At 38.4% G+C, this 13,871-nt stretch carries 14 protein-coding genes; 12 read left to right on the top strand and 2 right to left on the bottom strand.

Annotation, left to right across the window (positions count from 1 at the left end; all coding sequences use genetic code 11):
- Positions 1 to 15 precede the first annotated feature (15 nt).
- Positions 16 to 2,637, bottom strand: coding sequence for a leucine--tRNA ligase (gene leuS, locus MZO21_RS02395; RefSeq protein ID WP_154772095.1), 2,622 nt, complete (start codon positions 2,635 to 2,637; stop codon positions 16 to 18).
- 160 nt (positions 2,638 to 2,797) lie between these two features.
- A complete protein-coding gene (locus MZO21_RS02400; protein ID WP_248101571.1) occupies positions 2,798 to 3,118 on the bottom strand; it encodes a DUF4124 domain-containing protein in 321 nt (106 codons plus the stop codon).
- A gap of 684 nt (positions 3,119 to 3,802) precedes the next feature.
- Here MZO21_RS02400 and MZO21_RS02405 point away from each other — a divergent pair.
- The 12 genes from MZO21_RS02405 to MZO21_RS02460 all read left to right on the top strand — a co-directional run bounded on the left by MZO21_RS02405 (position 3,803) and on the right by MZO21_RS02460 (position 13,853).
- Positions 3,803 to 5,530, top strand: coding sequence for an acetolactate synthase 3 large subunit (locus tag MZO21_RS02405; RefSeq protein WP_154772096.1), 1,728 nt, complete (start codon positions 3,803 to 3,805; stop codon positions 5,528 to 5,530).
- Positions 5,527 to 6,018, top strand: a complete 492-nt coding sequence (ilvN, locus tag MZO21_RS02410) for an acetolactate synthase small subunit (protein ID WP_154772097.1) — start codon at positions 5,527 to 5,529, stop codon at positions 6,016 to 6,018. The genes MZO21_RS02405 and ilvN overlap by 4 nt, the downstream gene beginning before the upstream one ends.
- Before the next feature lie 111 nt (positions 6,019 to 6,129).
- The gene (gene ilvC, locus MZO21_RS02415; RefSeq protein ID WP_154772098.1) at positions 6,130 to 7,146 is read left to right on the top strand and encodes a ketol-acid reductoisomerase; all 1,017 of its coding nucleotides are present in this window, start codon (positions 6,130 to 6,132) and stop codon (positions 7,144 to 7,146) included.
- Between the two features lie 72 nt (positions 7,147 to 7,218).
- A complete protein-coding gene (locus tag MZO21_RS02420) occupies positions 7,219 to 7,419 on the top strand; it encodes a hypothetical protein (protein ID WP_216071073.1) in 201 nt (66 codons plus the stop codon).
- A 23-nt stretch (positions 7,420 to 7,442) separates the two neighbouring features.
- Positions 7,443 to 8,066, top strand: a complete 624-nt coding sequence (locus MZO21_RS02425; protein ID WP_154772145.1) for a DUF2971 domain-containing protein — start codon at positions 7,443 to 7,445, stop codon at positions 8,064 to 8,066.
- Positions 8,067 to 8,150: 84 nt separating this feature from the next.
- Positions 8,151 to 9,425 (top strand): glycosyltransferase family 4 protein, encoded by a 1,275-nt coding sequence (locus MZO21_RS02430; RefSeq protein ID WP_154772099.1) that lies wholly within the window; start codon positions 8,151 to 8,153, stop codon positions 9,423 to 9,425.
- Positions 9,426 to 9,457: 32 nt separating this feature from the next.
- Positions 9,458 to 10,009: a phosphatase PAP2 family protein gene (locus MZO21_RS02435; protein ID WP_154772100.1), complete on the top strand. Its 552-nt coding sequence runs from the start codon at positions 9,458 to 9,460 to the stop codon at positions 10,007 to 10,009.
- A 141-nt stretch (positions 10,010 to 10,150) separates the two neighbouring features.
- Positions 10,151 to 10,351 carry a Fe-S cluster assembly protein IscX gene (gene iscX, locus MZO21_RS02440; protein WP_154772101.1) on the top strand — a complete coding sequence of 67 codons (201 nt, stop codon included), beginning with the start codon at positions 10,151 to 10,153 and terminating at the stop codon, positions 10,349 to 10,351.
- Positions 10,352 to 10,457: 106 nt separating this feature from the next.
- On the top strand, positions 10,458 to 10,889 hold the full coding sequence (ndk, locus tag MZO21_RS02445) for a nucleoside-diphosphate kinase (RefSeq protein ID WP_120401584.1): 432 nt from the start codon (positions 10,458 to 10,460) through the stop codon (positions 10,887 to 10,889).
- A 124-nt stretch (positions 10,890 to 11,013) separates the two neighbouring features.
- A complete protein-coding gene (gene rlmN / locus MZO21_RS02450) occupies positions 11,014 to 12,246 on the top strand; it encodes a 23S rRNA (adenine(2503)-C(2))-methyltransferase RlmN (RefSeq protein ID WP_248101568.1) in 1,233 nt (410 codons plus the stop codon).
- Between the two features lie 18 nt (positions 12,247 to 12,264).
- Positions 12,265 to 13,068, top strand: a complete 804-nt coding sequence (gene pilW, locus MZO21_RS02455; protein WP_407061070.1) for a type IV pilus biogenesis/stability protein PilW — start codon at positions 12,265 to 12,267, stop codon at positions 13,066 to 13,068.
- The gene (locus MZO21_RS02460) at positions 13,059 to 13,853 is read left to right on the top strand and encodes a helix-turn-helix domain-containing protein (protein ID WP_154772103.1); all 795 of its coding nucleotides are present in this window, start codon (positions 13,059 to 13,061) and stop codon (positions 13,851 to 13,853) included. The genes pilW and MZO21_RS02460 overlap by 10 nt, the downstream gene beginning before the upstream one ends.
- Positions 13,854 to 13,871: the final 18 nt, after the last annotated feature.

Genomic DNA, 13,871 nt, shown 5'->3' on the forward strand with positions numbered 1-13,871 from the left:
CTTCATATGGAGATATTAAACCACCAAGTTCACTAATTTATTCGGTACAACAATTTCTTTTTTGGTTGGGCCAGTTAAGAACTGTTGAACTTCAGGTAATGCTTTTGCTTGTGCAAGAATGTCATCTTTAGATGCATCAACAGAGACTTCTAATTTACCACGAAGCTTACCATTTACTTGAACCACAATTGTTTGCGTATTACGTGTTAACGCAGACTCATCCACTTGAGGGAATAAAGTAGTTGTTAACTCGAGACCAAATTCAGCCAATAAAGTTTGGCTTAAATGTGGTGCAAAAGGTGCAAGTAAAGTTAAAAGTGTGATGATAGATTCACGTGCAACAGCAATGTCATTGTCATCTTGCGCTTCAAACTTGTTGTTCGCATTTAATAATTCCATCATTGCTGCAATTGCAGTGTTAAATGCATGACGACGTTCAATGTCATCACCCACTTTTTGGATGGTTTCATGTGTTTTACGACGTAAATCTTGTGCAGCAGTTGAAAGTGCAGCTTTGTCGATATTTGACGCATTGTTGCCTTTTTCAAGGAAACCTGTTGCTAAACGCCATACACGTTTCAAGAAACGGTTAGAGCCTTCAACACCAGCATCAGACCATTCTAAAGATTGATCTGGTGGAGCAGCAAACATCATGAATACACGTGCAGTATCTGCGCCGTATTGGTCAATAATAGATTGCGGGTCGATACCGTTATTTTTCGATTTCGACATTTTTTCTTGACCGCCAACCACAACTTCTTGACCATCTTCTTTGTATTTAGCAGAAAGAACACGACCTTTTTCGTCTTTTTCAAGTTCGATGTCGGCAGGGTTAAACCAAGTTTTCTTGCCTGAATCTGCTTCGCGGTAGAATGTATCTGCAAGCACCATACCTTGAGTTAACAAGTTCGTGAATGGTTCGTTACCTTGTACTACGCCTTCATCACGCATTAATTTGTGGAAGAAGCGTGCATAAAGTAAATGTAGAATTGCGTGTTCAACACCACCAATATATTGGTTTACAGGTAACCAAGTTTGACCTGCAACAGGATCAACCATTCCGTTTGTAAATTCAGGTGATGCATAACGTGCGTAGTACCAAGATGATTCTACAAAAGTATCTAATGTATCTGTTTCACGACGTGCATCGCCACCACAGCTTGGGCAAGATGTTTCGTAGAATTCAGGCATTTTATTCAGAGGGTTACCTGAACCATCTGGCACAACATCAGTTGGAAGTACAACAGGAAGTTGATCTTCCGGTACTGGTACTTGACCACATGTTGGGCAGTTAATCATTGGAATTGGACAACCCCAATAACGCTGACGAGAAACCCCCCAATCACGTAAACGGAATTGAACTTTAGTGTTCGCAAGTTCTGTTGGTTCTAATTTAGCAAGGAAAGCATCGTATGCACCTTGTAAATCTAAACCATCAAATTCGCCTGAATTTACAAGTTTGCCTTCTTTCGAGCCGTACCATTCTTGCCAGGTGTTTACATCAAAATCGCTGTCATCTGCGCCTTTAGCATCAATGACTTGTTTGATGGTTAAGCCGAATTTATTGGCAAATTCAAAGTCACGTTCGTCATGAGCAGGAACAGCCATTACTGCGCCTGAGCCATAAGACATCAATACGTAGTTTGCAATCCAAACAGGTAATTCTTCACCTGTTACAGGGTGCTTAACTGAAAGACCTGTTGCCATGCCTTTTTTCTCGGCAGTTGCAAGGTCAGCTTCTGCTACAGAACCCATACGGCATTCTTCAATGAATGCAGCTAATTCAGGATTGCTTTCAGCCGCTTTCAGCGCCATTGGATGTTCTGCTGCAACCGCAACATAAGTCACACCCATTAATGTGTCTGCGCGTGTAGTGAAAACAGTTAGGCCATCTGCATAAACTTCAGTATTGGCAGAAGGGAAGGTAATTTCCATACCTTGTGAGCGACCAATCCAGTTGCGTTGCATGGTCAGAACTTGTTGAGGCCAACCATCTTTAAGCGTGTCTAAATCGTCTAATAATTCTTGTGCATAGTCTGTAATGCGGAAGTAATACATTGGAATATCACGTTTTTCTACCAATGCACCTGAACGCCAACCACGACCATTTTCAACTTGTTCGTTTGCTAAAACTGTTTGGTCTACAGGATCCCAGTTTACTGTTGAAAGTTTACGGTAGATCAGACCTTTTTTATAAAGTTGAACAAATAACCATTGTTCCCAGCGATAGTATTCTGGTGTGCACGTTGCAAATTCACGATCCCAATCTACAGCAAGACCTAATTTTTTAAGTTGGTCACGCATGTAGGCAATGTTTTCAAATGTCCATTTTGCAGGCGCAACTTGATGTGCAATTGCAGCATTTTCCGCAGGTAAACCAAAAGCATCCCAACCCATAGGTTGAAGTACAGTTTCACCTTTAAGGCGGTGGAAACGGCTAATTACATCGCCAATGGTATAGTTACGCACGTGACCCATGTGCAGTTTGCCACTTGGGTAAGGGAACATCGAGAGGATATAACGACGTGGACCTTCTACTGTGTCGGCAACTTTAAAGGCTTTGCGAGTTTCCCAGTCCTGTTGGACAGTAGGTTCAATCGCACTGGCTTGATATTCTGGGTCAATGTGAGTAGTCATAAACGTATACTATAAAAACAACGGTTAAAAAGTTTGTTGCACAGCATAGCGCAAAACACACCTAAAAGTGAATTTTGGCTATGTGATTCTTGAGGAAAAATTTACTTATAAAGGACAGAATGTAAAAAACTCTAATCACATTCTTCTATTGCTTCGAGTTTTATTGTGGTTGTTGCTGTGAATTCGTTGCAGGTGCTGGAGATTCAACCTGTGAATTTTGTGTTGTTGGTGCCTGATTGTTTGTAACAGGAGTCGGCTCGTTTTGAGGTGTTTGAGTTGTTGCTACAGTTGAAGATTTTGTACCAAAAGTTTCCACACGGCCTTGTTTTTTAGCGTTTTTAGGCGGAGGAGTTTTTGAATAATGTGTAGAGCCGTTAGCATCTACCCATTTGTAATATTCACGTGCCATTGCAGAAGTTGAGCTTAAACTAAGACAAAGTACTGAACTTAATAAGCAAATATGAATCGTATTTTTTTTCACAACGTGTTCCCCAAAGATAAAAAATAATATCTTTTTATATTCTAACAAAGCTGAAAAAATTTGAAATATTTTAGGGTGTTTTTTATTCAGATTAATGTTCTAAATATTTTGGAAATTAACAGTGATAAGTGTCTTTCAAAAAGGAATATTGGCTTATTTTCACACAAATTACATAAAAATCTTTCTTTTAATTAAATTTATTCATTCTTTATTTTTATGTTTTAAATGCGAAAAAATTATAAGTATAGAAATTAAATTATTTTAATATCATGTATTTATATTAATAATTTTTCTATGTGTGCAAGTAAAGCTGAGTTTCTGATCTCAAAAAAATAGATTCTTTAGGAATATTCAATAAAAAGCCAACTTTTAAACTTGACAAGGGTGCTTGAAACAACAAAAATGCAGTCTAGTTTTATATGCCTTAAATCGATCACCCTTCGAATAAGTGTCATGTCATGCAATGGACAACTTTTCTAGCCGAGAAGCTGCGCAAAATGAATAAAATGTGTTTATCCCAACATATTTTAGGTCTCATATTACTCAAACAGTAAACAGACCATAAATTTTTCCTATTGCTATGAAAACTGTGAAATATGTGTGCTATAACAGTGCAGACAATCAATGAATTAAACATTGCAAATGCCTTCCATTGTGCAATGAAAAAAGATTAGGGTGAATACGTTGGAACTTTTATCTGGTGGTGAAATGCTTGTTCGCGCATTAGCGGACGAAGGCGTTGAACATGTATTTGGATACCCAGGCGGCGCGGTTTTACATATTTATGACGCGTTCTTTCAGCAAGAAAAAATCAACCATTATTTAGTACGCCACGAGCAAGCTGCTGGCCATATGGCAGATGCATACTCGCGTGTTACTGGTAAAACTGGTGTGGTTCTTGTGACTTCAGGCCCAGGCGCAACAAATACTGTAACCCCAATTGCAACTGCTTACATGGACTCAATCCCAATGGTGATTTTGTCTGGTCAAGTTGCATCACATCTTATTGGCGAAGATGCATTCCAAGAAACAGATATGGTGGGCATTTCACGTCCAATCGTAAAACATAGTTTCCAAGTGCGTCATGCAAGTGAAATTCCTGCGATTATTAAAAAAGCATTTTATATCGCATCTTCAGGTCGTCCAGGTCCAGTTGTTGTAGACATTCCTAAAGACGTGACGAATCCTGCTGAAAAGTTTGCTTACGAATACCCTGAAAAAGTGAAGATGCGCTCGTATCAACCGCCGTATCGTGGTCATTCAGGTCAAATTCGTAAAGCAATTGATGAGCTTTTACACGCTAAGCGCCCAGTGATTTACTCGGGTGGTGGTGTTGTACAAGGTAATGCATCTGCACAATTAACAGAGCTTGCTCATGTTCTTGGCTTCCCTGTAACTAATACTTTAATGGGCTTGGGTGCATTCCCTGGCGATGATCCACAGTTTGTGGGCATGTTGGGTATGCATGGTACATATGAAGCAAACATGACCATGCATAATGCAGATGTGATTTTAGCAATTGGCGCGCGTTTTGATGACCGTGTAACCAATAATCCTGCTAAATTCTGCCCAAATGCAAAAATCATCCATATTGATATCGACCCTGCGGCGATTTCAAAAACCATTATGGCGCACATTCCAATTGTAGGTGCGGTAGAGCCTGTTCTTACAGAAATGTTGGCTCAATTGAAACAACTGAATGTTTCAAAACCAAACCCAGAAGATATTGCGGCTTGGTGGGCAAGAATTGATGAATGGCGCAAAGTTCACGGTTTAAGATATACAGATCTTCCAAATGGTGAAATGCGTCCGCAACAAGTTGTAGCTGCATTAGATAAAATTACCAATGGCGAAGCAATTATTACTTCGGATGTTGGTCAACACCAAATGTTTGGTGCACTTTACTATCGTTACAAGCGTCCACGTCAATGGATCAACTCTGGTGGTTTGGGCACAATGGGTGTGGGCTTGCCATACGCAATGGCTGCAAAGCTTGCATTCCCAGATCAACAAGTGGTTTGTATTACAGGTGAAGCATCTATTCAGATGTGTATCCAAGAACTTTCTACATGTAAGCAATATGGCTTAAATGTGAAAATTCTATGCTTGAATAACCGTGCATTAGGTATGGTTAAACAATGGCAAGATATGAACTACGAAGGTCGTCACTCAAGTTCTTATGTTGAATCTTTACCTGACTTTCCTAAATTAATGGAAGCTTATGGTCATGTGGGTATTCAAATTGATCATGCAGATGAGCTTGAAACTAAACTTGCTGAAGCAATGGCAATTAACGATAAGTGTGTATTCATTAATGTAATGGTTAACCGTACAGAGCACGTATATCCAATGTTAATTGCAGGTCAGTCTTTAGAAGATATGTGGTTAGGTAAAGGGGAGCGTACGAAATGAGACATATAATTTCAGTACTCGTTGAAAACGAATCTGGTGCGCTTTCTCGTTTGGTTGGTTTATTTTCTCAACGTGGATACAACATTGAGACTTTAAACGTAGCGCCGACGGAAGACCCAACACTTTCACGTTTAACGCTAACAACTTATGGTGATGATCACAAGATCGAACAAATTACCAAGCAGCTCAACAAATTAGTTGAAGTTGTAAAAGTTGTAGATTTATCTGAAGGTGCACATATTGAGCGTGAACTTATGCTGATTAAAGTGAAAGCTTTAGGTGCAGCACGTGACGAAATTAAACGCACAGCAGATATTTTCCGTGCACAAGTTGTTGATGTAACACCAACGACTTATACCATTCAAGTTGTAGGTACAACTGAAAAGGTAGATGCATTTATTGATGCGCTTGCGGAAAACACCATTTTAGAAGTTGTACGTTCGGGCGTGTCTGGTATTGCGCGCGGTGAAAAAGTTTTAAGCATTTAATATTTTATTTAACAAATTCTCTCTCCTGAAAGGGAGAGAACTAAACCCAGTGAATACAAAAAATCGCAAGGTTTAGTTAAAGGAAACACAAGCATTTTAGCGGAGACAGCAATGCAAATTTTTTACGATAAAGACTGTGATTTATCTATTATCCAATCTAAAAAAGTAGCGATCATTGGTTACGGTTCACAAGGTCACGCTCACGCGCTTAACCTTAAAGATTCTGGCGTTGACGTAACTGTTGGTCTACGTGCGAACTCTACTTCTTGGAAAAAAGCTGAAAATTCAGGTCTTAAAGTTGCTGAAGTTGCTGCTGCTGTAGCGCAAGCTGACGTAGTTATGATTTTAACTCCAGATGAATTCCAATCTTCACTTTATCGTGACGAAATTGAGCCAAACATCAAGCAAGGTGCTACTTTAGCATTTGCTCACGGTTTCTCTGTTCTTTACAACCAAGTTGTTCCACGTAAAGACCTTGACGTAATCATGGTTGCTCCGAAAGCACCTGGTCACACAGTACGTTCAGAATACCAACGTGGTTCAGGTGTTCCTGACTTAATCGCGATTCACCAAGATGCTTCTGGTAATGCACGTAACGTTGCACTTTCTTACGCTTCAGGTGTAGGTGGTGGTCGTACTGGTATCATCGAAACTTCTTTCCGTGAAGAAACTGAAACTGACCTTTTTGGTGAGCAAGCAGTTCTTTGTGGTGGTGCTGTTGAATTGGTTAAAATGGGCTTCGAAACTCTTGTTGAAGCTGGTTATGCACCAGAAATGGCTTACTTCGAATGCTTACACGAACTTAAATTGATCGTTGACTTAATGTTCGAAGGCGGTATCGCTGACATGAACTACTCAGTATCTAACAATGCTGAATATGGCGAATACGTAACTGGTACTGAAGTAATTAACGAACAATCTCGTGAAGCTATGCGTAATGCGCTTAAACGTATTCAATCTGGCGAATACGCGAAAATGTTCATTAACGAAGGTGCTTTAAACTATCCTTCTATGACTGCTCGTCGTCGTCAAAATGCTGCTCACGGTATTGAAGTAACTGGTAACAAGTTACGTGCGATGATGCCTTGGATTCAAGCAAACAAAATCGTTGATAAAGAAAAGAACTAAGTTCTTTATTTAGCTGATTTTTATGCTGTAAAAAGCCCTGCGTAAGCGGGGTTTTTTTTATGGATAAGAATAATGGTTTTGTATAAATACGTAGGTTTTGAAGCAGGATTAAAAATATTAAAAACAAATACTTTAGGTTTTTCGCATTTAGAAGACTTTAATGATCCTTTTGAAGCAACAGCTTTGGCTTTAGTTGAAGATAATTTCCTATTTCTGTACAAACAGGAGCTATCAGAAATAGGTTGTCGAGAAAATATGCTGTTTTATCTTTAACTCGTGCACCTTTAAATCCACTCATGTGGTCTCATTACGCTGATAGCTATAAGGGAATTGTCATTGGTATAGATACAAAATTAGCAGGCTTAGATGATTCTAAAAACTTTGTAATTCCATCAAGTAGAGGGGAGGTTATTTATCTTAATACGCCTCCTAGGCAGTCGCATAGTATCGATGCAGAAACTTTGATGTATATTGGGGATTGCTCGATATTTAATTGGAATAATTTTGAGGAATTTTTAAAACATGCTTTCTTGTATAAATCATTATGTTGGTCATATGAAGAGGAAGTTCGCATAGTAAAAAATATAAGTGTAGCTCCTTTTGGTTATCACTTTTCAAGGATTACTGATGCAGTAATCGATAATCAATCTTGGAAAAGGGTACAGTTACCTACTCGGCCAATTTATACATTGGAACTGCCAAAAGAGTCATTTGTAGAAGTATATGTTGGTAAGAATGCATATATTGATCAAAAAAGGAAGCAGGAGCTAAATGGAATAGTTGTGAACCATCAGGTTGATAATTTTGAAAAATTGAAAGAGATTTGCTCTGGTAGAAATATTCCACTAAATGTGGTCGTCAGCGTTGATTTAGAAAGTTGGTCACTAAAAAGTAAGCAAATTGATTTAAGTGGAAATTAGGCTTTGAACTTTAAGCCATCATCAAACTGTCACACATTTTATCTATGCTCATAAAAACGACATAAAGCATAGATAGGTGAGGCAATGACAACAATAGATGCAGCCTTATTAAAACAATCCATAAATTTTGAAAAAAATCACTTCCAGTTTAAAAAGAAAGAACACATTTCTATTACGCATTCACTTTTAGAAGACTTGGTTCGTCCACGTTTAAGAATCGCAATTGTCACAGAAACATGGCCACCAGAAATAAACGGTGTAGCGCTGTCACTTTTACAACTTTGCAAAGGCTTACAAAAACAAGGCCATAAAATATTACTCATTAGACCTGAACAAAAAAAATCATGCGAAGACTTTCAGCCAAATAAAGAATGCTTAGTAAAAGCACAAAGTATTCCTAAATATCCACATTTGCAATTTGGTTGGCCGCAACTAAATAAAGTGTCTCAAGCAATAGAAAGTTTTGCGCCAAACGTGGTGCATATTGTTACAGAAGGACCTTTGGGTTTTAGTGCATTACGTGTAGCAAAAGCCAAGAAGCTTCCTATTTCAAGCGGCTTTCATTCATCATTTCAAGACTTCAGTCGGTTCTTCGATTTAGCTTTTTTACTCAAACCAATTCAGCATTATTTACGTTGGTTTCATAACAATACCAATGTCACGTGCGTACCAAGTTTAGACACGGAAAAAGCATTAAGAGAATTTGGTGTGAAATGCCCTTTGGTTGTTGTAGGGCGTGGCGTAGATACCATTCGCTTCTCACCTGAATTTAGATCGGAAGTGCTTCGTGCAAAATGGGGAGCAGATAATAAAACACGAGTATTACTTTGTGTGGGACGTTTATCTCCTGAAAAAGAAACTGAAGTTGCTATTCATGCATTTCAAAGCATGAAAAAGACCGAGAAATATCCATCTAAATTAGTGATTGTAGGCGATGGACCAGATAGATTAAGGCTTGAATCTCTTTGTAATTGTAATGATGTGATTTTTATGGGGAGTTTAAGCGGAAGACGACTTTCAGAAGCTTATGCAAGTGCAGATGTATTTGTTTTTCCAAGCCAAATGGAAACCTTTGGAAATGTTGTGCTTGAGGCGCTTGCAAGTGGTTTACCTGTAGTTGCATACGATTATGCTTGTGCACATTTACACGTTACACATGGATCAATGGGTTGGTTGCCTACACTAGGAAAATCGGTCGACTTTTTTAAATACGTACAAGACCTTCCTTCTAGAAAAGAGCTAGAAGAAATGGGGGAATGTGCAAGAAATAATGTGAAAAATATTGGTTGGAATCATCCTGTTCAGCAGTTTGAGCAGGCTTTATATGCGGTGGTTAAGGAGACGCAAATGACGTCCTAAACTTTTAAGCACAAGCTTAATGGAGAAATAAAATGAATTTTAAAAACGTAAAAATAAGAATGTTAGATTTAGATTTAAAAGGTTGTTTGTATCTTAATCAATTTTCCCATGAACAAAATATCGCATATTTTTTTAAAATAATTAGCAAACTTGGCGATGGTGTTTTTTGGTATGTCATGCTTTTTGCTGTATGGATTTTGCAAGGGATTCAATATAGTGTTCAAATGTTGTATTTGATGCTTGGTGGATCTGTTGGAACGGGTATTTATAAAGTTCTAAAAAGTAAAACAGTGCGTCCTAGACCGTATCAAGTGCATCAGGTGATTCGTTTAGGTGAAAGACCACTCGATCATTTTAGTTTTCCGTCGGGTCATACCTTGCATGCAGTTATGGCAACTACAATTTTTGGATATATTCAGCCTGTTTTACTTATGCTGATGTTGCCATTTACAGTTTTGGTTGCACTTTCAAGAATGGTTTTAGGTTTGCATTATCCGAGTGATGTTGCTGTTGGAGCATTAATAGGTGCTACGGTTGCAAGTGTAATTATTTCATTGGCACCATTTGTAGGATTAATAATTTAATAAATAATATATTGGTAAAGATTATTTATCTTCAATATAAAGGGTAAAAATGTTGCTAAAGAAGAATAAAGTGATGAAAGCATCTACTGATATTTAGTTTTTTTGATAAAATAAAGAATATTTTGCGCATTAGGAAAACCCATGGGTTTACGTTGGACAGATACCATAGACATCGCTATTGAGCTTTATGAAGCACATCCAGATGTCGATCCACAATGGATACGTTTTACAGATTTACATGCTTGGGTGTGTGCATTACCACAATTTAGTGATGACCCAACAAAATCGACAGAAGGTTTGTTAGAAGCAATTCAAATGGCTTGGATTGACGAAGCAAGCTGATTTTCACATTAAAAATCAAATTATTTACATATCAAAAGCGGAAAAAAGCACATTATTCGGTATAATGCGCAAAATTTCGTGTCTACATTGACCTAAGGAGCCTATCATGGCTATTGAACGTACATTATCTATCGTTAAACCAGATGCAGTTGCTAAAAACCACATTGGTGACATCTTTGCTCGTTTCGAGAAAGCTGGTCTTCAAATTGTTGCAACTAAAATGAAACATTTGACTCAAGCTGAAGCTGAAGGCTTCTACGCTGAGCACAAAGAACGTGGTTTCTTTGCTGACTTAGTTGCTTTCATGACTTCTGGTCCAGTTGTTGTTTCAGTTCTTGAAGGCGAAAACGCTGTTCTTGCTCACCGTGACATCCTTGGCGCAACTAACCCTAAAGAAGCTGCTGCTGGTACTATCCGTGCAGACTTCGCTGTAAGCATCGACGAAAATGCTGCTCACGGTTCTGACTCTGTAGCATCTGCTGATCGTGAAGTTAACTACTTCTTCGCTCAAACTGAGATTGCTCCACGTACTCGTTAATTCGCAGTATTCAAACCAGATAAGTGTTATTATACTTATCTGGTTTTTTTATTCCTTTAAGAAAACAATTTGCTCGAATATTGAGCTTCTCCTTTCATCTTTAGATATAGCTTAGGTAAAACACATGAGTACTGAAGTAGTCGCTACATCAGCAATTTCTGATGCACAGCCACAATCTCCATCCGCTCCAACACAGAAATCTGTGGAGAAAGTGAACTTACTTGGCTTGTCACGTCCGCAAATGGAAAAATTCTTCGAAGAAATTGGAGAGAAAAAATTCCGTGCAGGACAGGTGATGAAGTGGATTCACCAATTTTTTGTTACAGATTTTGCAGAAATGACCAATATTTCTGGAAAGCTACGTGAAAAATTGGAAAAAATTTGTGTTATCGAAGCACCAGAAGTTGTTCATAAAAACTATTCTAAAGATGGCACGCGTAAATGGGTTTTCCGTGTAGGCGATGGTGAAGGCTCTTTAGTTGAAACAGTGCTTATTCCAGCAGATGACAAAACAGGTGCACGTAAAACATTGTGTATTTCATCTCAAGTGGGGTGTGCGCTAGATTGTTCATTCTGTTCTACAGGCAAGCAAGGTTTTCAGCGTGATTTAAATCAAGCTGAAATTATTGGTCAGCTTTGGATGGCAAACTATTCTTATATGGAAGATATACCCGTTCTAGAGCGTGAACGTTCTGTAACAAATGTCGTAATGATGGGAATGGGTGAACCACTTCTTAACTACGATGCTGTACTTAATTCAATGCGTATTATGCTTGATGACTTTGCATACGGCATGTCTAAGCGTCGCGTGACTTTGTCTACTTCGGGTGTAGTGCCAAAAATTGATCAAATGGTGAAAGATATTGATGTTGCGCTCGCAATTTCACTTCATGCTCCAAATGATGAATTACGTAACGAACTTGTACCAATTAATAAAAAATATCCCTTAGAGCAACTTATTGCTGCATGTCAGCGTTATATTGCTAAAGATGGCAATGAAAGTTCACGTAAGCACGTTACGATTGAATATGTTATGTTAGATGGCGTGAATGATAGTTTGACGCACGCGCAAGAAATGATTAAGTTATTGAAAAACTTACCAAGTAAAATTAACTTAATTCCATTTAATCCATTCCCGCATGCGCCTTATGGTCGTTCAAGCAGAAATAAAATTATTTCTTTCCAAAAAGCTTTGTCTGATGCAGGATTTGTGTGTACGATTCGTCAGACACGTGGTGATGACATTGATGCGGCATGTGGTCAATTGGTTGGGCAAGTTGCAGACCGAACACGCCGTGCAGAACAGTGGAAAAAGAAAGTTGCAGCGCAAAACGAAATTATACGCTCGCAAGGATAACGAAACAGGGGAAAACAATTGCGTAAACCTAATCTGAAAATATTCATCTCATCATTTATTGTGGGTGCTACTTTTTTAGTTGTGGGTTGTCAGACAGTATCTGATCGCAAGGTTGATCCTGAAAAAGCAGTTCAAGCAAGAACGCAGTTGGCTGCTGAATATATTCGAACTGGCGACTTTGATGCAGCAAAACGTGAATTAGACCAAGCCATGCAGGTTAATCCACGTAATGCACTTGTAAATATGATGATGGGTGTGTTGTTGCAACGGGAAGGTAGTCAGCTCAATATGGAAAAAGCTGATCGCTACTTTAAAGCAGCCATTTCAGCAGATCCTAAAAATGCACAAGCTCGTAACAACTATGGTACTTATTTGTATCAAGCTGGTCGTTATAATGAAGCATTAACGCACTTAGAGATTGCAGGTGCAACATTAGGTTATGATCAGCGTTATACTGCATTTGAAAGTGCGGGACGTATTTATTTAAAGCTAAATGATGTTAATAAGGCTGAAAATAGCTTTAATCAAGCTTTAAAAATTAGCCGTAACTCATATATCTCAATGGTCGAATTGGCTGAGATATATTATTTAAGACAAGATATTCCTGCTGCGACTAGACTTTATGAAAATTCTGTCAGTTTAGCTGGACAAAATAATCAAAATGCACGTGCTTTGTGGGTGGGTATTCGACTTGCACGCGCAAATGGTAATCCTATGCAAACACAGGTTCTTGTGAATCAATTACGTGCTTTGTATCCGGATAGTCCAGAATACCAACGCTATTTGCAATTACAGTACAGTACTGAGGTCGTATGGAAGTAAATCCTAATTCACAGCAACCGACAGGTTCAACTGCCACAACAAATGCATTAGGAAATGTACAGCGTCCAGGTGAGTACCTACGTCAAATTCGTCTGAATCAAAAAAAAGAACTTTCAGATGTTGCGGCTGAACTAAAGATCTCAGTAAAAACTTTAACGGCTTTAGAAAAAGATGAATATACGTCTTTACCTGAAGCGACGTTTATTAAAGGCTATTACCGTACGTATGCAAAATTTTTGAATGTTGATGCAACAGCTGTTATTCAACGTTTTGATGAAATTTATACCAATGATACGGGCTTACTTCCAAACCACGCTTTAAATAATTCACCTATTAAATTTATGGGTAAATTGCCTGGTTCTAATAGCGAACGCAATCGTAAATGGTTAAAACGTTTTGCATTGCTTGTTGTGATTGTTGTTGTTATTTGGGGTTTAATAGCAACAATTCAGAATTTCACAAAATCTAATGATTCAGAAAAAGCAGAATTAAGTTCATCGCAACAGTCAGATGTTCAAGTTTTAACAATGAATGATTCTGCTGTTATTTCAGGTGATCAACTGGTATTAAAATTTAGCCGTCCTACATCGGTACATATTGTTGATTCAACGAACAAAGTACTTGCGACAGGTCGTCAATCATCAGAACTTACACTTCATGGTGAAACACCATTCCAAATTCGCTTGGATGATGCATCGGCAGTATCTTTAAGTCTTAATAATGAAGATATTTCATTGTCTCCATATACCGTAAACGGCAAAGCAGAATTCCGTTTATCACGTTAATGGATTGAGAGTAGAGCG

It is taken from the genome of Acinetobacter portensis (genome assembly GCF_023158935.1).
GTDB lineage: Bacteria > Pseudomonadota > Gammaproteobacteria > Pseudomonadales > Moraxellaceae > Acinetobacter > Acinetobacter faecalis.